The sequence below is a fragment of the Methanobacterium bryantii genome (assembly GCF_002287175.1).
In the GTDB taxonomy this organism is placed as follows: Archaea; Methanobacteriota; Methanobacteria; order Methanobacteriales; family Methanobacteriaceae; genus Methanobacterium_D; species Methanobacterium_D bryantii.
Map to the genome: position 1 here is coordinate 364,605 of NZ_LMVM01000023.1, position 19,784 is coordinate 384,388.

Here is a 19,784-nt window from a genome sequence, read left to right on the forward strand (position 1 = left end):
TTTTATTCCATCTTTAAACTGGCAACATATTCATGTCCCTTAAGCATTTTCATTTTTACTGTTTTATCAAATATAATTTCAGCTTTCTTACCAAAATGCTCTGCTGCAATCTGCAAGTGGCAGATAGCAATGCCTACATCTATAGGAATGTATTTTTTTGTGAACCGTTTAATGAAACCAGGCTCAACACTGTAAACATGAATTAAATTTTTATTACCAGTAAAAAACCATGGCTGACTGTTAGTTGCAGATGGAGCAATACGTGCCGCTTCCAGTAGTTCGTCTGCGCCAGCTATGTCAGTTATTTCACCAATAGATTTTCTTTTAAACTCTGAAACACTGCTTCTGTGCAATGATCTGGGATCTTTAGGTTTTCCAAAGGCTATGAAAATTACAAAGTCGAGGTTGGAACTCCCCAATAATTCTTTAGTAGGGGATGGAATTCCCTGCCAGCAGCTGCCTAAACCATTAGCTGAAAAAAACAAATCAGCCTGTTGCAGCATATAACCTATATTGGTTAAATAACCTTCTTTAACCTCTGAAAACACCGCTATATAATGTGGTGCTTCTTTCATCATTCTTCTTTTAACATAATCAGGCGATATGATCTTCAATTCAGTTTTAATATCATCATAGATAGGTTTTAATGAATTGAGATACCCTGAAATTTCTTTAAGTCTAGCATCGTCAAGAGGAGTTAAATCATAATTTCTAATTGATTTCCTCTTGAATATGTGGGAGTAAAATTCAGTTTTTTCCATTTTTACACCTTAATAATATTTTCGCCATAATATCATTTATAAACATCGTTTATCCAATATTAGTTTATAGAATCTAATTTTAGGCTTTAAATTTCCATTATTATTAATTATTTTATTATTTTTTTAAAAGTTAACAAACTATCTAAATAGATAACTAAAAAAGGATAAATATAACTATTTAAATAGTAATATATATTGTTAAAATAGTATGAGTAGATTGTATGGCAGATAACGAAATCGTGCAAATTGCAATGAGGGCAGAAGTAGATCTTAAAAATGAAATTAAAATAATGGCCATCAAAAAAGGAATAACGATGAATGATCTTCTTATTAGGTATGTTAAGGATGGAATAGAGAGGGATAAGCGAGAAGAAAATGGATAATTTTAAATTTCACCTAAGTTATAGCAGATTAAATCCTATCTTTATATTCTAATTCCCCAAATGTAATCCTAAATTCAGTTCCAGCAGTCTTATCCACTTCTAAATTTCCTTTTAATTGATTTACGAGGATTGTTACCATTTTTAAGCCAAGAGTTTCAACATTTTCCATATCAAGATCTTCAGGTAATCCCACCCCATTATCAGATACAACAAGTTTCAAGTTATCCTTCTGCAGTTTTTTGAGTCCAACTTTTACTATATCTTCATTATTAGGGCATGGAAATGCATATTTAAGACTGTTAGTTACAAGCTCATTAATAATTAAACCACAAGGTATAGCTGTATCAATATCCATCTCTAAATTATCCATATCTATTTTTAGATCGATAGTTCCTTTTTTAACTCCATAAGAATAAAATAGATCAGAAACAAGACTTTCTATGTATTCTTTAAAGTTTATATCCTTAAGATCTTCAGATTGATACAGCTTTTCATGGACCATCGCCATAGTTTTAACCCGATTCTGGCTTTCCTTCAGGACACTTATAGATTCTTCTCCCTCTACACACCGGGTTTGCAGGTTGAGCAAACTTGATATGATCTGAAGGTTATTCTTCACCCTATGGTGAATTTCTCTTAAAAGTACCTCTTTTTCCATTAAAGACTCTTTAATTTTATTTTCAGCTATTTTGTTATCGGTAATATCTAAAAGAGATATCAAACTTTTCTTAGTTCCCGGAATTATAGCAACAGTTGCGAATATATCTTTAATCCTGCCATGCCTATCAACAAATTTTAATTCATAGTTTCTTGGAGCTAAATTAGGGTCAATACGCCTTATATTATGATATTCTTCTATTTTATCTTTGTAATCAGAGGCAACAAATTCTTTCCAGCTTTTTTTACCCTCTATTTCTTCTTTTGAATATTCATAAAGTTTTTCAAATTCTGCATTTACAAGGGATATTGTAGTATCTTCCTCAATTATAATTGTCGCAGTTCCAGTATTTTCAAATATAGTCCTGTAATATGCCTCCGATCTTTTAATTCGCTTTTCTGCTTTTTTACGATCGCTAATATCTTTGGAAACCCCTATAACTCCAATCATTTTACCATTTGCATCATGCATTATTGTTTCCCTTACATCCACATACACTTTAGAACCATCTTTTCTTTTACCTTCCCATTCCCCATTATATTCGCCAAATTTCAATATTCCTTCTAAATCAGGTTTAAAGTAACGTTTGTTCCTATTTAAATACAGCATTTCAATATTTTTATCAATTATTTCTTCTTCCAGGTAGCCATAAATTGTTTCTGCTCCCTTATTCCAGTAAATAATTCTTCCCTGAACATCATATACAATTACACAATCCCGGACATTAGTTAAAATATTTGCCTGAAACTGCAGCATATTTTCTGTCCTTTTACGTTCTATGACAGGGTGCGTAGTAACAACAACACCATCTATTCCTGGAACACCTATTAAATTCTGAAATACAGATTCTACAGGAATATATTCACCATCTGCTCTTCTAATCCTAAATTCTGTTGGAATCTCGGGATTTCGTTTTTCATAAACTTCGCATAAATTCATTTTTACTCTTTCTAGATCGTCAGGATGAACAAAGTTCAGAGGGTTTTTTCCTATAAAATATCCCTCAAGATAACCAAGAATACGTTTTGATGATGGAGAATCAAATATAATACGCCCACCCTTATCAAGTATGCGGATTAAATCACTGGAATTATTAATTAAAGAGTGGAACCTTTCTTCACTTTCCTGTAAAACCAGTTTGCTGTCCAGTAATCTTTTCTTCTCCAGGCCCATTTCACCAATAACACTTGCCAGGTTTGTAAGAAAACTCATGGCTTTTTCAATAAACTCTTCAGAGAACACATCGACTTTAGATAGTGCATCCAAATATTCATCTTCATCAAACCCATATTTATGTGCCTGTTGCCTGAAAAATTCCATATTTGGAGGTTTAAAGAAAAATTGGCCTGTAAAAAGGTTAGCTAAATGTTCACCTTCAATATAAATTGGCACAGCTATGTCCACAAGGCCATTAAGACATATATGGCTGGATTGTTTTTCACCGGCCTTTAATTTGTCACAAATTTTAGTACCGCTTTCTATACACTTTTTAAGGGTTTCAGGATGTTTACGGTGGAAATTTAAACAAATATCCTGCCAGCCTATAGCAACAGAACCGTCCCTAGACTCAAAAACATTTCCATCCAAATCTTCTAAAGCAGATATAACTCCGGTTAATTCATAAAAACTAGTTAATAGCTCCTTAATCTTATCTATATCCACCAGATCTGTGAAAGAATAATTGTTAGACGTCATTAATTTAACCAGATATATTCTGTCACTGCAATGATTTAAATTTAATTCAATAATTTAATCATAAATTGAAGATAATATACAAAAAAGAAACTTCAACCATTATACCCAAATAATATAACTGAATAAGTAGGGAACATTATGGAATCAAATATCAAGCTTGAAAAACTTAAAAAAGCTCTCAAACATAGAAATTGTACTGTAAAAAAGCATTCTAATGTTATGGAAATTACATTTGAAAATGAAGGAGATGCGAACTGGTTTGAAAGTATTTTTGAGTACTATCAAAGAGAATCTGCAGTATGCTGCCTAATGCCAATAAGGCCAAAAAATGCCCCTTCTAAATTCATATTCAATGTTAAAGACCTGGATAAATTCATTGAACTCATAAAAGAAGATTAAATTAAATAATTTGGAGAAAAAATATGAAAGAAAGCATTGGACCAAGAACTCTAGGTTTCCCTACACCTGTCTTTATAGTGGGCTCATATGACGACAAAGGAAAACCCAATATAATGAATGCTGCCGCTGCAGGTATGTGCTGCCTTGTACCTCCCTGCATATACGTGTCTCTGCGTGAAGCAACTTACACTTACCATAATATCATGAAAAGGAAAGCATTTACTGTAAGTATTCCCCCTGAAAAATATGTTGTAGAAGCCGATTATTTTGGACTTACTTCTGGAAAAAAAGCAGATAAATTTGAAGTATCTGGTTTAACTCCAGTTGAAAGCGAACTGGTTGATGCACCTTATGTTAATGAATTTCCAGTGATACTGGAGTGTAAACTAAAAGAAACTGTCAATTTAGGATCCCACAACATGTTTATCGGAGAGGTTCTGGATTTAAAAGTAGATAAAGAAGTTTTAATTGACATAACATCCAAATCAGGGAAAAAATTGAACAGAATAGACCCTGAAAAGTTTTTACCTCTTATTTTCGATTTGTCTACTCGAAATTACTATAAACTTGGTGAAAAAATAGGCGATGGGTTTTCAGACGGCTCAAAATTGTTAAAAAAATAAATAAAAATTTGATTTTTCTAAAACCTTGAGCTTAAAGACATGAAAGCTCTAAAAACAGGTAAAATTACTGCTTTTCCAATTTTCAGTTTATACTTAAATCCTCTTCCACCCATTTCCTTTGAAACTACTCCTAAAAGTTCTGGAATATCTAGTTTTTGAGGGCACGCCTTTAAACATTTTCCGCAGCCATTACAAAGTCCAGCATGAACCTCACCATCACCCATAATGCCTCCTAACTGGCCTAAATAAAGGAAAGAAGCTCTAACTCCTTCATTGAACATGTATTTATGATTGTAAATTTCAAAGCACATGGGAATGTTGACGCCCCTTGGGCAAGGCATACAGTAGCCGCATCCAGTACAGTCAATTTTCATAAGTTCTTCATAGACGTCTTTAACTTCAGTGTAAAGTTTTAATTCATCTTCAGTGAGTGAATTTGGTAAAACTTCATTTGCAACTTTTATATTCTCTTTAACGTGCTTTTCCTCACCCATTCCAGATATAACACATGTAACTTCCGGATGGTTCAAGACCCACCTCAATGCCCAATCTGCAGGGCTCCTTTTGACATCAGATTTGCCCCATATTTTATCTACATTCTCTGGCACTTCTCCAGCAAGAATTCCACCTTTTAAAGGTTCCATGATGAAAACTGCAATTCTTTTTGAGTGGGCATATTTTAAACCTTCAGTACCTGCCTGATTAGTTTCATCTAAATAGTTATACTGAATTAAACATGCATCCCAATCATATGCATCTACAATCTCTTTAAATGAGTTAACATTATCATGGAATGAAAAGCCGATGTTTTTTATTTTTCCCTTTGCTTTGGCATCTTCTAAAAATTCAAAAACTCCAATTTCTTTTAGTTTTTCAAAGCTGCCTTTACCTAATGAATGAATCAAATAATAATCAATATAATCTGTCTGAAGTTTTTCGAGCTGTATTTCAAGATATTTTTCCATATCCTCATATTTTTTAATGAACCATGACGGCATTTTCGTGCAGAGCTTTACCTTCTCTCGGCATTCACCCTGCAGTATCTCTCCTAAAAATGATTCGCTTGCTCCCCCATGATAAGGATATGCCGTATCAATAAAATTTACTCCATTGTCTATTGAATCATAAACCAGCTTTTTAGCGCTTTCTTTATCAATCCTACCTGTTTTTGTAGGAAGTCTCATTGCACCAAATCCCAGTGCTGATATTTTATCGCCATTTTTCTCAATTTCTCTCATCTGCATTTAACTACTCCCATCTATCGATTGACCTGTCAGTCTAATAATTAAATATATTGAATTTTACTATTTTGAGATTCCATCCCATAAAAGTTCAAAAGCCATGTCTAAATTTTTTCCATTTAATTTCTCAGGATATTTTTCAAAATGAGTTACCACCGTAACTATATTACCCCAAAAATAATCCATTACCATTTCAAAAGATATTTCCTTTATTTTTTGTTTTCTAATGCCGTTTTTATAAATTCTGAGCATACTTTCAGCATGCAATTCAACCTGTTCTTTAGTAAGTGAAGTTATATAAGGAGAACAGTGGAAAGTAAGTATAAATTGAAATTTATAAGGATCATCAACACCAAAACGCACAAATTTAAGCCATAATTCTTTAATATTTTCTTTAAATGTTTTTTTATCGTCGTAATGTTCGCTGACTTCACACAACATGCTTTCTTTGGTATATAAATATAGACGATTTATAAGTTCTTCTTTAGTTTTAAAATAGTGGAATAGAGTCCCTGTAGCAACACCTGCTGTTTTTGCAATCTCCGCAGTGGAAGTTCCATGAAATCCCCTTTCAACAAAAAGTTTTAGGGATGCATCCAGTATTTTCTGTTCTTTTTCTTTCAAAGTAACACCCTGCAAATTAATCTATTTATAGACTGATTAGTCAATTTACTATTTAAAAGTTGTGATCTGCAAGTTTGTATAAAATCATAAATAAATTTATAAAAAATAAAATGTCTAATCACACTTAAATTTGTTGAATACATTTGATTATGGGTACTATCTTATAACAAGTTTGAATTAAGTCCCCAATTCATTAATTTTTTATCTAAAATGAGAGTTTTTATTGGTTAGATTTGGTAATGATTTGGGCATATCTATTTAATAGATTATAAATAATAAAAGATATATATTAACTATGAAAAATTTTCATTTTAGCGGCCAAAAATCAGGATATAAAATGAGAAATTTTCAAGTTATAATCAATAACTAAATATATTTCAATATAATATATTAAAATTCATTCAAATTATTTAAACAAATAATTAGGAGGAAAAAATGCGCAATCTAGAAAAATTAAGTTCATTTAAACAGTATATTCCATTAACTAGAAAATCCAATGAACGAAATATTGGACTGCTGGTAGATGGACCAAATATGCTCAGAAATGAATTCCATCTGGATCTAGAAATGATAAAAGAGATAGTATCAGAAAACGGTACAATAAAGGTTGCAAAGGTTCTTATGAACCAGTATGCTTCAGATAAGCTTATAGAAGCTGTAGTAAATCAAGGTTTTACTCCCATAATAGTAGCAGGAGATGTAGATGTTCAACTTGCGGTAGAAGCTTTCGAACTTGTTTATAATCCTAATATTGATGTTATTGCTCTTATGACTCGTAATGCAGACTTTTTACCATTAATAAACATCGCTAAAGAAAATGGGAAAGAAACTATGGTAATTGGAGCCGAACCTGGTTTCAGTGTAGCCTTAAAAAATTCAGCAGATAGTGCAATAGTCTTGAATACCCAACCAACTCCTGAAACTGCCTAAAATTCACCTTTTATCATTTTACCTATTCACTGCAAAGTGAAATATTTTTATCTTTTTAAATAGGTAGATCCTGGAATTTATTCATAAAATCTTTTTTTAATTTTTAAATAAAATACATAATCCACTTTTCAATTTATGGAAAACCATTCCCCTAAATTCAGAGGACTAATATGATTTATCTAAAAGAAGCAGTACTGCAAAACAGAAAAAAAATTTACGACTGACTTTATTTTTCAGATTTTTCCTCTTTTTTAAATGAATTACAATCTTCTAGCCAAATTCCTTCACCCCCCGAATTTAAAGAAGATTATGAAGACTTCTTTTTTGAAAGTTCTAATCCAGAAAAAGGACAGGGATACATTATAATTATTAATGAAGATGAAGAAGAAGAAATAGGGTTTATATCTTATACCTCCTTTCATTTAATGAACGGAATTGCCGAACTGGATATATGGCTTAAATCACTTAATTATACAGGCAAAGGGTATGGAACATCTGCTTTAAAGAATTTAAGTGAGAAATTATTCAATGAAGGATTTCATACTTTGATTATAAGGCCTTGTGCAAAAAATATTCGAGCGGTAAATTCATATAAAAAAGCAGGATTTGTTGAATCTGTTTTTGAACCTGAAAAATATTATAAAAAAGAATATATCGACAAATATGCACCTGGAGATTGCAAAGATGGTGAAGATATATTTATGGTGTTAAAAAATATTTAAAATAATTTTGCCAATATTTTTAACAATAAAACTTTTAATTCAGTTTAATCTAATACTTATTGACAGCAGTTTTGCGGAGCAATCCACCTGCTCAAAAATCAAGTGCCGGGATAGTCTAGTCAGGTAAGGCGTAGGATTCGAAATCCTATGAGCGTCGCTCACCCTGGGTTCAAATCCCAGTCCCGGCGTGATTTCCTTTTAAAATGAAACTAAATATGTAATTATTCCATAATTTATATGGCTAATTTAAAGGAGTGCCTACTTTTTTGGCATTTCCACTCCATATTTGGCTAAAGATCTTGCAATTGCATAAGTTGCTATGAGAGCTATGATAGTTACAATTACAGCATAGATAAAGAGTCCCATGAGCGCATTACCTGTGCCTATATATAAAAGGATCAAAGCTTGTATTGCCTGGTTCCATGCAAGAGCTGCAATTAAACCAAATGCTGCAGTGATCAAAGCAGCAAATGTTTGCAGAAATAATTTTTTTGAATCATCACTGTCCATCCAATTACCTCCCATTTTTTTAGTAATAATAATTATATAACTAATATTATTTATTTTTAATTGAGCTAAAAGAAGTCATTTATAAAAAAAAGGACATCATGAAAAGTACAGATAATTTACATCTAATATTGGAATTTAAGAGGATTGCTAATTTTCGGCAGATTTATATTACTAAATAATCATAGAAAAATAATATGAATGCCATAATAACGATCCTGATAGTCATTTTAGTAATTTTTATTTTATGGCAGGTAATTATAAGGATTTTAAGACGGTATCTTGATTTTCCAGCCCCTGCATTTATCGGTAATTTTTTAGATAGTGATTTTAGAAGGAAAATGCAGTCTCCAGATAAAATAATTAGTAGAAGTGGAATAAAAGAAGGAATGAAAGCTCTAGAAGTTGGATGCGGCAGCGGCGCATTTACAACATTTGTGGCAAGAGCTGTAGGAGATAAAGGTGAAATATTTGCACTAGATATACAACCAAAGATGTTAAAACAGATAGAAACTAAACTAAAACGACCTGAAAATAAGGATATCAAAAATATCCACCTAATTAATGGAGATGCACTCAATATGCCTTTTGAAGACAACACTTTTGATCTTATATACAGCATAACAGTTTTTCAAGAGCTGCCCGATAAAAATAAAGCATTAAAAGAGATGAAAAGAGTTTTAAAACCTGATGGGATTCTCTCAATTACCGAATTTTTACCAGATCCAGATTATCCTCTTAAATCTACCACCGTTAAAATGGGCACGAGTGAAGGGTTTATTCTAAATGATGTTGAAGGAAGTTTCTGGAACTATACTGCAAGGTTCATAAAACCACATAATTAATTCATTAGCAAAGTTAAAGTTCAATTCACTGAAATAATACCTTTTATAAATATTCAGGCCCATCAAATACATTAAAAATAAAACAAAGTTTAAATATCATTTTATTTCTTATTAAGTTCCATCCCATACCTCGATAAAGCCCTTGCGATCATATAGGTAATTAAAATAGCTATAACTGTAACAATTATCGCATATACAAATAATCCCATTAATTCATTACCTGATTTGAAAAATTGGGCAATCAAAGCTTTAATAGCTTCATTCCAGGCAAGAGCTGCAATTAAACCAAATGCTGCAGTGATCAAAGCCGGGAAAAACTTAAGTTTTTTCGGCCCCAAACACGAAGTGTTTAATGGCAGCGAATGTTTCAAGGAATAATTTCTTTGCATCTACTTCTCCCATGTACGTCCTCCTCAAATGGATTAAATGATAATGATTCCCCAAACATATATACTATTCTATGAATAAAAATCAAATATTGCTTTTGACATCTAAATCCTGCCATTTTAACTTATATCTTTGAAAGTAAAGTGCAAATTATTTATCGCCATCTAGAATAAATTTCAACTGAAACTATCCCACCAAGTTTTAAAATACTATTTTTTTATTGTAAAAGTAATGTATTGTCTTTATTTACATCTAAAAAATAGGCACATACCCCCATTTCAAATTAGATTAGTTTTCAGGTGCTCTTACATAAATGAGTATCCTTATGAGATTCATATTTACAGTACATGTTCCAAAAGCTAATTTAAAAATATAAGCCTATTTAGAGGCGTTTTATGGAAATAAAATTTAAAAATATCAAAGAAAGGCAAGTGGCATATATAATAGCAACCGGACGTGCCCATATACCCCACATTTTTGGTGAATTAATGGATTACATTACAAAAAACAATATATCAACTATTGAACATTATTACTGTACCTTCTTTAACAACACCCTCGATGTAGACCATGAAGAGTTACATTATGAAATAGGGATCCCCCTCACTGGAGATGTACCTGGAGAAGGGAGGATACAAATTAAAAAAATACCTGGAAATCAGGTTGTGTCAACCATACATAAAGGCAGTTATAATCAAATGAATCATGTCTACCACACTTTACTTGAGCACTCCATTAAAAATGGATACATAATATCCGGACCTGCTACTGAGATTTATATTAAAGGCACACCTGAAGTTTCAAGAAATGAAGTCTCAGTGGAAGTGCGTTTTCCTGTAATTAAAAAGTAAATATGCATTTATTACAGTTGTTTTTCATTTAATACAAACTAATAAATCCATTTAGCTAATTAAGCATGATATTATGCTTATTTCAATATTTAGTAGTTCTCATATGCTCTTACCAAACCTATATTTCTATTATCCACATACTTGTTATAAAGTAATAAATGCTTTATTTTAAAGAAATTATCAGGAAGTGCCGTTATGAAAATGGAAATTAAGGATATAGAAGAAAAGAAAACAGCTTATGTATCTGTAACAGGTCCTTATGACCAGTTGCCAGAACTTTTTGGTGAAGTAGTTGGTTACGTTATGAAAGAAAATTTACAGATCATAGAACATCCCTATGGCATATTTATGAATAGCCCACTAGAGGTAGCTCCAGAAGAACTACAATATGAAGTAGGAATAGCATTTATAGGAGATGCAAATGGCGAAAGTAGAGTTAAAATTAAAGAAATCCCTGCCCATCAGGCCGTTTCAACAGTATATAAAGGACCATATGGACAAGCTGCACAAATATATCAAGCTTTAATAAAATATGCTGATGAAAACGGTTATAATATAGCAGGGGCAGTTAAAGAAATATACATGAACAACCCTATGGAAGTATCAGAGGACGAGTTACTTACTGAAGTTCAGTTTCCAGTGATGAAAAAATAGTTACATAAGCAAGTCAATAGTTTACTGGAGGACTAATTATGGAAGTAGAAGAGAAAAGAATTAAAGATACACAAGTAGCTTTTATGAGGTACAAAGGTGGTTATGAGAAGATTCCCGAACTTATTGCAGAAACAGTGCAATGGGTAACAGACAAAGGATTGAATATGACTGGAATGATTTATGGGGCTTATTTTAACAGCCCTGAAGATGTACCCCCAGAACAACTGCGTTATGAAATAGGTGCTTCCTTCGAGGGTAATGCGGAAGATGAAGGAAAAGTAATGGTTAAAATAATTCCAGAACATAGCGTAATTGCAACACTTCATAAAGGACCTTATACCGAAGTTGGGCCTGTAATTCGCGGATTAGCAGGATATGCAGATAAAAATGGGTATGATATAATAGGGCCTGTTACAGAAGTTTATCTTAACGACCCGAATGAAACTGAACCAGGTGAATTGCTCACTGAAGTGCAGTTTCCAGTAATTAAAATAGGATAAATAACCTTTGAATTTAGTCAACTCTAATTTTCTTTTATTTATGGTGGAAATATATTCTACAATCTAAATTTCTCTGTCCTGCAAAATTCCACTATTTCTTTTTCAATAATTTCCCAGTATGGATTTTCAGGAAATAAATTTCCCCATATTTTGATCCTCTCTCTGGGACTAAATCCGGAGCATTTATCTTCATATCGATGAATTCTCCTATTTTTCTTTATGTCAAGTAAACCTCTTCATAAAACACGCATAACAAAAAATACATTCATTATTACAACCAACATAAATATTAGCTCATAATCTGCAATTGGAATTCCTGTTTTTGAATGTTTGATTTTGTTTTTATTTCTCCAATTATCATATTCAAATTATTTAAGATAATATTAATTCGTTCATGTCTTGAATATTGTAAAATCAAAGCTTACGAATTTTCAATTCGTGCCCCAAAAATTCAAAGCCAACAAACATGAAGTGTTTGTGGCCCCGAAATTCTACGAATATCGAGGGAATTTTTGAGGGATTTTACACCGTGAAAATATTTTCAATTTTCACATATTGTGCAATGTTGTTTGCTTAAATATTTACGTATATTTATTGGTTAAATAAATTAAAATTTTTCAACAATACTATGTTAAATTAACGGACATTATACATTCAATACATACATAAACATTGTACTTTATCCCGGACATGAGCGTTGGAATTTATAATTCAGAATAGATATATTTAATTAAGGAGGGAAATATTTGGCTGATGTATGTATTAAAAAACTAAAAGAGAATATAAATATTCCTTACAACTTGTTATTTTTAGCTGATGATTCCAAAGAAGCTATTGAGGATTATATTAAAAGAGGGACTTGTTATGGTGCATATATTGGTCAGGAAATAGTTGGAATTTACGTACTTTTAAAAACAAGACCCTTTACAATGGAATTAGTAAATATTGCTGTGAAAAAGCAATGCCAGAATAAGGGAATTGGAAAGAAAATGGTTTTAGATGCCATAACTAAATCCAGATTAAAGAATGCAAAAATTCTAGAGGTTTGCACAGGAAATTGTGGCATTTCACAAATAGCATTATATCAAAAGTGTGGTTTTAGGATTACTGGCATTGATCGTGACTTTTTTAAGCGGCATTATGAAGAAAAAATAATAGAAAATGGTATTGAATGTATAGATATGATAAGATTAAGCATTAATTTATAAAAAAATAGCATGGATTAAGATAACAATGATAGCAGTCACAGGCGCGACAGGGCACATTGGAAATGTACTCGTCCGCAAATTACTTGCAAGAGGTGAAACCGTAAGGGTAATTGTACCCCCATTTGAAGATATCAAGCCTCTTAACGGATTAGAAGTTGAAATAGTTGAAGGTGATGTGCGTGATGTGGATTCACTTATTAAAGCATTTCGTGGCGCTGAAATTGTCTATCATTTAGCAGGTATTGTAACAATATCATCTGGAAATGATGATTTTCTTCACCAGGTGAACGTTGAAGGAACAAAAAACGTTGTTATCGCCTGCTTAAAAAACAATGTGAAACGCATGGTTTATGTTAGCTCTGTTCATGCCCTTAAAGAACCTCCTCACGGTACAGTAATTGATGAAACATGCGATTACGATCCAGAATGTACAAGGGGAAGCTACGACCGGTCAAAGGCTTTAGCATCCCTTGAAGTGATTAAAGGTATTGACAAAAACCTTGATGCAGTGCTGGTCTGTCCAAGTGGAGTGATAGGGCCTTATGATTACAGAATATCTCAAATGGGACATTTGTTTATTAACTTTATGAAAGGCAATTTAAAAGCCCGAGTTGATGGGGCTTATGACTTTGTTGATGTTCGAGATGTTGCAGAGGGAATAATACTGGCCTGCAAAAAGGGAAAATGCGGCGAAAGCTACGTTTTAGCCGGCGAACAAATTTCAGTACAGGACTTATTTTTAGAGCTTGAAAAACTTACTGGAATAAAAGCTCCCTCATTAAAAATACCGTTATGGCTTTTCAAGGCAGTAAGTAAAATTTCCCCATTGTATTATAAAGTTACGGGCAAAGAACCTCTTTTTACGACATATTCCATTGAAGTAATTAACAGTAACTCCAAAATAAGTTCTAATAAAGCATTTAATGAGCTGGATTATTTTCCTAGACCTATAAAAGAGTCAATTAAAGATTCTGTGGAATGGATCAGGAAAAATATTGAATTTTAACTATCTGAACCTTCAGCCTTAAAATAGTTTTAATTTGTTTTCTGTTTTATTTAGATCAAAATACCGCAATCTATTTATATAAGTTTCACAATAATATCGATCAGTCGATATCGAGTACTTGATATTGATTATATGAATATACTTTAAATTTAATGTAAAAGAAAGTATAACTAATATTCAATATCAAGTTAACGATATTATATCGGCAGTACGATAGGAGGTAATGATTCTATATGTGGGATAACTGGAGAGATAAGTTGAGCAGTTTAAAGGACGTTCATGACAGATTGGAAGAACTAGGAAGACTTGGCGGTTTGAGAATCTGGATAATTCACGTTCTAGAGGATAACCCAAAAAATGGCGTAGAAATTATGGACGCTATTCAGGAACATCATGAAACAATGCATAGAATGCATGATGATCGAATGCGCCATATGAAAGATGATAAGCATTACCAACAACATCTACAGAGGGCAATGAAACGTACATCACGAAGACCTTCACCAGGCTCAGTGTATCCAATGCTTAAAAAAATGGTTGCTGAAGAGTTAATAGTCAAACAAGAAGATGGAAGATATAAACTGACAGATAAAGGGCAAGAAATGGCCCATAAAATATTCGGACAATTCAGATCGAGTGCAGGGCAAATGGATAGAGGAGCACATGCAGTAGAACACTCCTTAAACGAAATTAGTAGTTATATCTCTCTCCTTGAAAATATTAAAAGAGAGAAGTTAATTCCACATGAAGAAAGAATAGGAGAACTGAGTGAAAGGCTCAAAAAAATGAAGGATTCGCTCAAAGAGTAATGATTTAAAGTTAATAATTAATTAAGACAACAAATAGTCCAATTACACCATAAAAACTGCTAGAAGCAGCGTTTAGCTATATATTTTTGCGTATTTAGATTTAAGTTAGCTACGGCTCTCTTCGATCAGTAAATAAAATGAGAAATAGGAGAAAAATATGACAGAATATGCCATAGAATTAAATAACCTCACTAAAAAGTTTGGTGATTTTACAGCAGTAGATGATTTATCACTTACTGTAAAAGAGGGAGAAATATTTGGCTTTTTAGGTCCAAATGGTGCGGGTAAAAGTACCACCATAAGAATGCTCTGTACGCTCGCCCAACCTACATCTGGATCGGCTAAAGTTGCAGGTTACGATCTGATTAAAGATTCTGCCAGAGTTCGGGAAAATATTGGACTGGTTGCAGAGAAAATGATTATGTATGACAGACTTACCGCTGCTGAAAACCTCAGGTTCTTTGGAAAACTCTATGAAATACCAAAGCAGAAACTTGAAAAACGAATTGACGAACTGCTTGAACTGGTTGACATGCAGGAATGGAAGAACACACAGATATCTAAATTTTCCACAGGTATGAAACAGCGGATTAATGTTATCCGAGCATTATTGCCAGAACCCAAAATTGTTTTCATGGATGAACCAACACTCGGGCTTGACCCACAGACGACATTTTCCATAAGAGACATTACAAGGGAAATCAACGACAGTGGAGTGACAGTGATACTTACAACTCATGCCATGGTAGAAGCAGAAGCTTTGAGCGACAGAGTTGCTATTATTGACCACGGCAAAGTCGCTGCCCTCGATACGCCACAAAAACTGAAGAATATGATAACAAACAGCGATACAACAATTTTCGGCACCAAAATTACAAATCTAACGTCTGATTTAATTGGAAAGATCAATTCACTTGATGTTGTAACTGCAATGTCCCAACAGGATGATTACAATCTGAAAATTAGTGCCAAAGGTGATGATGCACTTAATCAGATCATCGATACGGTCCGTCATGAAGGCGGTAATATCGCATCAATAACAAACAGCAATGAATCAACCCTAGAAGATGTTTTTTTAGCTGTAACAGGTAAAGAAATGCGTGACCAGGCCAGTGAAAAAGCAGCCCCTGTACATCATGGGCATGGACATACACCTAAAGCGAGGGTGAGGTGAAACCATGGATGCAATGAAGATGTTAAAAGACAGTTACCATGTAATGGCTAAGGACATGCTTGAACTTAGGCGCAACAAAATGTCTCTGGCAGCCCTTTTTATCATGCCTTTGATTTTCCTGGTCATGTTCGGTTTCATTTTCCCAACTGGTAACACTCAATTGAACATGCCAGTAGGGCTGGTTAACCTCGATCATGGACAAGGAAGTAGCGAATTCATAGCACAGCTTGAGACAGTTAATAATAATACCCATTATATGGCATTAACGAACTTCACGAGTGTTGATGATGCCATGACACAGGTAAAAGAAGGAAAACTATCAGGTGTAATTATTATACCGCAGGGATTCTCTGATAATATAACAAACGGAAAATCTGGTACTTTCACGGCTTATATTGATAACAGTATACCCCAAAGCTCAGCACAGATCCAACAATCACTATCAAGTACAGTAATTAATATGAACAACATTAAAGCCGAAGCTAACGTCATGAACTTAAGCAAAGCCACAAATCAGGTTGTTAACCCCCAGGCGATGATTTTCCCTTATACCCCAAATGTTGAGACTTCTATACCTGGCCAGACAAATTACTTCAACTTCCTGGCACCTGGACTGATGATCATGATTGTGATGATGTCAGTTATGACAGGTATTCCTGAAGCCATTTCCAAAGAAAAGGAAATAGGCACATTTGACGGGATGTTATCAGCCCCAATCAGTCAGATCTCAGTTATAATCGGGAAAACTGCAGCACTTTGTACAAGAGGTTTTATCCAGTGCATCATAATACTTACAATCGCGATACTCCTCTTTGGAGTCACTATTCAGGGAAATATCCTGCTGGCATTCTTCATGCTTCTCCTTGGGATATTCAGCTTCATAGGAATTGGAATAATGGCCATTTCCATGTCTGGAGACCAGGCATCAAGTACAATGATCGTGAACCTGCTGATGTTCCCAATGATGTTCCTTGGAGGTGTATTCTACCCAATTCAGCAGATGCCCTGGTTCATGCAGATTATTTCGCAGTTTATTCCCCTGACATATGCTGCAGATGCAATGCGTAAAATAATGCTCTTGAACGCAGGTATCGGTGAGGTAATGACACAGATAGTCATACTTATAGTGTTTGGTATCGTTACAATGGCTATTGCTGTACCATTATTCAGAAAATCAATGACAAGATGAATAACAGCTAAAACAGGGTTTAATTAAAAAAGATATTTAACGTTGAATGGTGGTTTAATCCATCATTCAAGCATTTATTTAAAAATTAGGAGGATTAAATACCCCAAAATATAATTTTAAAGTTTAGGAAGGAATAATTATGGAATTTGAGAACACAATAAGAAAAATTATTGAAAAAGAGTGTGAAGATTACTATTTAGGTATTGCTGACTTATCTCTTGCAGAAAACGACATACTCCAACAGTATAAGTCCTTTTTTGATGAATATCCTCGATCAATATCTATAGGCATTACACTGCCATATAACGCTGCTGGAGAAATAATAGACAGAAATACTAAACTTTATAATGAAATTAATCAACAATTAAACATTATTACAACACATTTAAGTAAATTACTACAACAAGAAGGATATAAAACCCTATCTATCCCTAAAACAGAAAAATTAGATGATAAAAACTTTATTTCATTGCATAAACTGGCTGCAAATGTGGCAGATCTTGGGGAGATTGAAACCAATGGATTACTGGTAACGCCAGAAGTAGGTCCTGGAGTTAATTGGGGTACAATACTTACGGATGCCCCCCTTGAAGCGGCCAATCAATGAATTTTAAAGTGGGATGAAAATGTTTACAAACTTAAGATTGAACATGCTAAATAAAAAAGCTGCTTCACTTGAAAACAGACCAGAAGAAGTCTTAAAGAATCTAAATATACATAAAGGAGATATTATTGGAGATGTTGGTGCTGGAGGAGGATATTTTACCTTTGAATTTTCCAAAAAAGTAGGGAAAAAGGGCAGAGTATACGCAATTGATACCAACCAGAAATCACTGGCTTTTATAGATAATAAGTCAAAAAAAGAGATGATTAATAATATAAAACCAGTATTAGCTAATGAAAAAGGGTTTTTATTGCCCGAAACAGCAGATATATTCTTTTTAAGGAATGTATTTCATCATCTCCCAGAACCTGTTGAATACTTTAAAAATATAAAACAGTTTTTAAAAAAAGATGGAAAAATAGTTATAATGGATTATAAAAAGGAACAATCCCGCTTTGTAGGTATGTTCGGACATTATACTCCCGAAAAAACTGTGATAGACATCATGAAGAAAGCAGGATTTGATGCATCAAAAAAATTTGAGTTCTTACCAAAACAATCGTTTATTATATTCAAAATAAAATAATTTCCATAAATGGCAAATGAAAATAATAAACAAATACTGAAGGGAAAATATGTTAAAAAATAAAGCAGATAATTATAAAGAAAAATCAAAGAAGAGTTTCAATCAACAGGCTGAAAACTACGACGCAGGGTATTATGGAAAGCACGCTAATGCCCTATATAACACTGTACTTCAGAAATTAAACCAATTTTCCTTTAATAAACTTCTAGATGTAGGATGTGGTACAGGAAACCTCTTATCACTCATATCTTCCAAATATGAAGTTCAAATCGTTGGAATTGACCTTTCACCAGAAATGTTAAATATTGCTCGAAATAAGCTGGACGAAACTGCAGATTTAAGACTATGCGACTCTGAAAGTCTACCATTCAATGACAACAGTTTTGATATGGTCATATGTACTGATTCATTTCATCACTACCCCAATCCTGCAAACGTTTTGGCAGAAGTTAAAAGGGTACTTAAAGCAGGAGGAAATTTCATAATTGCAGATCCATGGTTAGCTACACCTTTCAGGCAATTTGCTAATATATTCATGCCTTTTAACAAAGATGGAGATATTAAAATTTACGGCGAATCAGAAATTCGTAAATTACTGGAAAATGCAGGTTTCAATACCGTAGAATGGGAGCAATTAAATAAAAGAGCTTTTATAGCCACTGCACATACTACAAATTAAGATTAAACAAACAACAGCACACAACCATCACATAAATTAAAATGAAAATATTTGGATAAATAATTAAAATGACTCTATATTTATTTCAAAATTTTCAACAAGATCATAAGAATTAAAAAGTTCACTTATTTCTATTTGAGTTACTTCTATTGTTTCAGCATCCATACTATTTGAATGCCCCATTATTTTGTCTAAAAAGCCTTTAGATTCATATTCTACGATAATTGTCACTATCCCATACAATTCATCAGAATAATCTATGAATACTTCGACTGCAGCTTTTTTTATGGCTTTTAAAGACATTACAGCACTATGTATCTTTTTAGATAAAATTCGCTCCATGCTTTCAAGTTCTTTATTATTTAAAGTATCTCGACTATATGATCCTAAAAGTTCATCGATTTCCTGTTCTTCCATATCTTTGAGCCCATATTTCTCTAAAAGATTATCCCTTTCAGTAAGCTCTTCATTCAGATCATTATTTTCATTATCTGGATCATTATCAAAATTTTTCCTTGCTAATGGATCTTCTATTGCTGCTTTGAGTTCATGTATATCCACATTACTTCCCCATTCTGTACTAATGGCATTACATAAATGGGCCGTATCCAACATCTCCAGCATGTTAGTTACAGCATAATTTTTTATACTTAATATAAGTTTAATTTCATCTAATAAATCATTTTAGTAAATACACAAATATGCAATAGTTAATTAAGCATGCTGAACAAATATAGACTAAAAAATGA

Annotated in this window: 24 protein-coding genes and 1 tRNA gene; 18 read left to right on the forward strand and 7 right to left on the reverse strand. The window is 33.0% G+C overall.

The window, feature by feature from the left end; translation table 11 throughout:
• Window positions 1-2: 2 nt before the first annotated feature.
• Window positions 3-761 carry a nitroreductase family protein gene (locus ASJ80_RS10370; RefSeq protein WP_069582812.1) on the reverse strand — a complete coding sequence of 253 codons (759 nt, stop codon included), beginning with the start codon at window positions 759-761 and terminating at the stop codon, window positions 3-5.
• Between the two features lie 221 nt (window positions 762-982).
• Between ASJ80_RS10370 and ASJ80_RS17090 the strand changes: the two genes are divergently transcribed.
• Window positions 983-1,144, forward strand: coding sequence for a hypothetical protein (locus ASJ80_RS17090; RefSeq protein WP_176720181.1), 162 nt, complete (start codon window positions 983-985; stop codon window positions 1,142-1,144).
• 28 nt (window positions 1,145-1,172) lie between these two features.
• Here the strand turns inward: ASJ80_RS17090 and ASJ80_RS10375 are convergent, their stop codons facing one another.
• On the reverse strand, window positions 1,173-3,497 hold the full coding sequence (locus ASJ80_RS10375) for a PAS domain S-box protein (protein ID WP_069582813.1): 2,325 nt from the start codon (window positions 3,495-3,497) through the stop codon (window positions 1,173-1,175).
• Window positions 3,498-3,635: 138 nt separating this feature from the next.
• On the opposite strand from ASJ80_RS10375, the gene ASJ80_RS10380 reads away from it, so the two are divergent.
• Both ASJ80_RS10380 and ASJ80_RS10385 read left to right on the forward strand, forming a co-directional pair.
• A complete protein-coding gene (locus tag ASJ80_RS10380; protein ID WP_069582814.1) occupies window positions 3,636-3,896 on the forward strand; it encodes a hypothetical protein in 261 nt (86 codons plus the stop codon).
• Window positions 3,897-3,919: 23 nt separating this feature from the next.
• Complete coding sequence (locus ASJ80_RS10385) at window positions 3,920-4,519, forward strand: flavin reductase family protein (RefSeq protein ID WP_069582815.1); 600 nt, start codon at window positions 3,920-3,922, stop codon at window positions 4,517-4,519.
• A 17-nt stretch (window positions 4,520-4,536) separates the two neighbouring features.
• Here ASJ80_RS10385 and ASJ80_RS10390 read toward each other — a convergent pair whose 3' ends face one another.
• Window positions 4,537-5,763 (reverse strand): aldo/keto reductase, encoded by a 1,227-nt coding sequence (locus ASJ80_RS10390; RefSeq protein ID WP_069582816.1) that lies wholly within the window; start codon window positions 5,761-5,763, stop codon window positions 4,537-4,539.
• 60 nt (window positions 5,764-5,823) lie between these two features.
• Complete coding sequence (locus tag ASJ80_RS10395) at window positions 5,824-6,384, reverse strand: TetR/AcrR family transcriptional regulator (RefSeq protein ID WP_069582817.1); 561 nt, start codon at window positions 6,382-6,384, stop codon at window positions 5,824-5,826.
• A gap of 435 nt (window positions 6,385-6,819) precedes the next feature.
• Here ASJ80_RS10395 and ASJ80_RS10400 point away from each other — a divergent pair, with 435 nt between their 5' ends.
• From ASJ80_RS10400 to ASJ80_RS10410, 3 genes are all read left to right on the forward strand, one after another.
• Window positions 6,820-7,314, forward strand: a complete 495-nt coding sequence (locus ASJ80_RS10400; protein WP_069582818.1) for a TIGR00288 family NYN domain-containing protein — start codon at window positions 6,820-6,822, stop codon at window positions 7,312-7,314.
• A gap of 278 nt (window positions 7,315-7,592) precedes the next feature.
• Window positions 7,593-8,036, forward strand: a complete 444-nt coding sequence (locus ASJ80_RS10405; RefSeq protein ID WP_083240864.1) for a GNAT family N-acetyltransferase — start codon at window positions 7,593-7,595, stop codon at window positions 8,034-8,036.
• 104 nt (window positions 8,037-8,140) lie between these two features.
• Window positions 8,141-8,224: transfer RNA gene (locus tag ASJ80_RS10410), tRNA-Ser, on the forward strand.
• 70 nt (window positions 8,225-8,294) lie between these two features.
• Here ASJ80_RS10410 and ASJ80_RS10415 read toward each other — a convergent pair.
• Window positions 8,295-8,546 (reverse strand): DUF5654 family protein, encoded by a 252-nt coding sequence (locus ASJ80_RS10415; protein WP_069582820.1) that lies wholly within the window; start codon window positions 8,544-8,546, stop codon window positions 8,295-8,297.
• 194 nt (window positions 8,547-8,740) lie between these two features.
• Between ASJ80_RS10415 and ASJ80_RS10420 the strand changes: the two genes are divergently transcribed.
• Window positions 8,741-9,388, forward strand: a complete 648-nt coding sequence (locus tag ASJ80_RS10420) for a class I SAM-dependent methyltransferase (RefSeq protein WP_218105033.1) — start codon at window positions 8,741-8,743, stop codon at window positions 9,386-9,388.
• A 101-nt stretch (window positions 9,389-9,489) separates the two neighbouring features.
• Here ASJ80_RS10420 and ASJ80_RS10425 read toward each other — a convergent pair whose 3' ends face one another.
• On the reverse strand, window positions 9,490-9,777 hold the full coding sequence (locus ASJ80_RS10425) for a DUF5654 family protein (protein WP_245837560.1): 288 nt from the start codon (window positions 9,775-9,777) through the stop codon (window positions 9,490-9,492).
• Window positions 9,778-10,170: 393 nt separating this feature from the next.
• Between ASJ80_RS10425 and ASJ80_RS10430 the strand changes: the two genes are divergently transcribed.
• From ASJ80_RS10430 to ASJ80_RS10480, 11 genes are all read left to right on the forward strand, one after another.
• Complete coding sequence (locus ASJ80_RS10430) at window positions 10,171-10,626, forward strand: GyrI-like domain-containing protein (RefSeq protein WP_069582821.1); 456 nt, start codon at window positions 10,171-10,173, stop codon at window positions 10,624-10,626.
• A 195-nt stretch (window positions 10,627-10,821) separates the two neighbouring features.
• The gene (locus ASJ80_RS10435; RefSeq protein ID WP_069582822.1) at window positions 10,822-11,280 is read left to right on the forward strand and encodes a GyrI-like domain-containing protein; all 459 of its coding nucleotides are present in this window, start codon (window positions 10,822-10,824) and stop codon (window positions 11,278-11,280) included.
• Between the two features lie 38 nt (window positions 11,281-11,318).
• The gene (locus ASJ80_RS10440) at window positions 11,319-11,780 is read left to right on the forward strand and encodes an AraC family transcriptional regulator (protein WP_069582823.1); all 462 of its coding nucleotides are present in this window, start codon (window positions 11,319-11,321) and stop codon (window positions 11,778-11,780) included.
• 746 nt (window positions 11,781-12,526) lie between these two features.
• Window positions 12,527-12,988 carry a GNAT family N-acetyltransferase gene (locus tag ASJ80_RS10445; RefSeq protein ID WP_069582824.1) on the forward strand — a complete coding sequence of 154 codons (462 nt, stop codon included), beginning with the start codon at window positions 12,527-12,529 and terminating at the stop codon, window positions 12,986-12,988.
• Window positions 12,989-13,013: 25 nt separating this feature from the next.
• Window positions 13,014-13,994 (forward strand): SDR family oxidoreductase, encoded by a 981-nt coding sequence (locus ASJ80_RS10450; protein ID WP_069582825.1) that lies wholly within the window; start codon window positions 13,014-13,016, stop codon window positions 13,992-13,994.
• Between the two features lie 257 nt (window positions 13,995-14,251).
• Complete coding sequence (locus ASJ80_RS10455; RefSeq protein ID WP_218105034.1) at window positions 14,252-14,803, forward strand: PadR family transcriptional regulator; 552 nt, start codon at window positions 14,252-14,254, stop codon at window positions 14,801-14,803.
• 157 nt (window positions 14,804-14,960) lie between these two features.
• Complete coding sequence (locus tag ASJ80_RS10460; RefSeq protein WP_069582827.1) at window positions 14,961-15,977, forward strand: ABC transporter ATP-binding protein; 1,017 nt, start codon at window positions 14,961-14,963, stop codon at window positions 15,975-15,977.
• Between the two features lie 4 nt (window positions 15,978-15,981).
• Window positions 15,982-17,166, forward strand: a complete 1,185-nt coding sequence (locus ASJ80_RS10465) for an ABC transporter permease (RefSeq protein WP_069582828.1) — start codon at window positions 15,982-15,984, stop codon at window positions 17,164-17,166.
• A gap of 139 nt (window positions 17,167-17,305) precedes the next feature.
• A complete protein-coding gene (locus ASJ80_RS10470) occupies window positions 17,306-17,773 on the forward strand; it encodes a 4Fe-4S ferredoxin (RefSeq protein ID WP_069582829.1) in 468 nt (155 codons plus the stop codon).
• A gap of 13 nt (window positions 17,774-17,786) precedes the next feature.
• Entirely contained in the window at window positions 17,787-18,356 is a 570-nt protein-coding gene (locus ASJ80_RS10475) for a class I SAM-dependent methyltransferase (RefSeq protein ID WP_245837561.1), read from the forward strand.
• Between the two features lie 49 nt (window positions 18,357-18,405).
• Window positions 18,406-19,035, forward strand: coding sequence for a class I SAM-dependent methyltransferase (locus ASJ80_RS10480; RefSeq protein ID WP_069582831.1), 630 nt, complete (start codon window positions 18,406-18,408; stop codon window positions 19,033-19,035).
• Window positions 19,036-19,098: 63 nt separating this feature from the next.
• Here ASJ80_RS10480 and ASJ80_RS10485 read toward each other — a convergent pair whose 3' ends face one another.
• Window positions 19,099-19,659, reverse strand: a complete 561-nt coding sequence (locus tag ASJ80_RS10485) for a DUF2226 domain-containing protein (protein WP_069582832.1) — start codon at window positions 19,657-19,659, stop codon at window positions 19,099-19,101.
• Between the last annotated feature and the right edge of the window lie 125 nt (window positions 19,660-19,784).

Excerpts from the sequence above, each read along its gene's own strand:
- ASJ80_RS10370 (WP_069582812.1), bottom strand. The coding sequence starts at position 761 with ATGGAAAAAACTGAATTTTACTCCCACATATTCAAGAGGAAATCAATT.
- ASJ80_RS17090 (WP_176720181.1), top strand. The coding sequence starts at position 983 with ATGGCAGATAACGAAATCGTGCAAATTGCAATGAGGGCAGAAGTAGAT.
- ASJ80_RS10375 (WP_069582813.1), bottom strand. The coding sequence starts at position 3,497 with ATGACGTCTAACAATTATTCTTTCACAGATCTGGTGGATATAGATAAG.
- ASJ80_RS10380 (WP_069582814.1), top strand. The coding sequence starts at position 3,636 with ATGGAATCAAATATCAAGCTTGAAAAACTTAAAAAAGCTCTCAAACAT.
- ASJ80_RS10385 (WP_069582815.1), top strand. The coding sequence starts at position 3,920 with ATGAAAGAAAGCATTGGACCAAGAACTCTAGGTTTCCCTACACCTGTC.
- ASJ80_RS10390 (WP_069582816.1), bottom strand. The coding sequence starts at position 5,763 with ATGCAGATGAGAGAAATTGAGAAAAATGGCGATAAAATATCAGCACTG.
- ASJ80_RS10400 (WP_069582818.1), top strand. The coding sequence starts at position 6,820 with ATGCGCAATCTAGAAAAATTAAGTTCATTTAAACAGTATATTCCATTA.
- ASJ80_RS10415 (WP_069582820.1), bottom strand. The coding sequence starts at position 8,546 with ATGGACAGTGATGATTCAAAAAAATTATTTCTGCAAACATTTGCTGCT.
- ASJ80_RS10420 (WP_218105033.1), top strand. The coding sequence starts at position 8,741 with ATGAATGCCATAATAACGATCCTGATAGTCATTTTAGTAATTTTTATT.
- ASJ80_RS10425 (WP_245837560.1), bottom strand. The coding sequence starts at position 9,777 with ATGCAAAGAAATTATTCCTTGAAACATTCGCTGCCATTAAACACTTCG.
- ASJ80_RS10430 (WP_069582821.1), top strand. The coding sequence starts at position 10,171 with ATGGAAATAAAATTTAAAAATATCAAAGAAAGGCAAGTGGCATATATA.
- ASJ80_RS10435 (WP_069582822.1), top strand. The coding sequence starts at position 10,822 with ATGAAAATGGAAATTAAGGATATAGAAGAAAAGAAAACAGCTTATGTA.
- ASJ80_RS10440 (WP_069582823.1), top strand. The coding sequence starts at position 11,319 with ATGGAAGTAGAAGAGAAAAGAATTAAAGATACACAAGTAGCTTTTATG.
- ASJ80_RS10450 (WP_069582825.1), top strand. The coding sequence starts at position 13,014 with ATGATAGCAGTCACAGGCGCGACAGGGCACATTGGAAATGTACTCGTC.
- ASJ80_RS10460 (WP_069582827.1), top strand. The coding sequence starts at position 14,961 with ATGACAGAATATGCCATAGAATTAAATAACCTCACTAAAAAGTTTGGT.
- ASJ80_RS10465 (WP_069582828.1), top strand. The coding sequence starts at position 15,982 with ATGGATGCAATGAAGATGTTAAAAGACAGTTACCATGTAATGGCTAAG.
- ASJ80_RS10470 (WP_069582829.1), top strand. The coding sequence starts at position 17,306 with ATGGAATTTGAGAACACAATAAGAAAAATTATTGAAAAAGAGTGTGAA.
- ASJ80_RS10475 (WP_245837561.1), top strand. The coding sequence starts at position 17,787 with ATGAAAATGTTTACAAACTTAAGATTGAACATGCTAAATAAAAAAGCT.
- ASJ80_RS10480 (WP_069582831.1), top strand. The coding sequence starts at position 18,406 with ATGTTAAAAAATAAAGCAGATAATTATAAAGAAAAATCAAAGAAGAGT.
- ASJ80_RS10485 (WP_069582832.1), bottom strand. The coding sequence starts at position 19,659 with ATGCTGGAGATGTTGGATACGGCCCATTTATGTAATGCCATTAGTACA.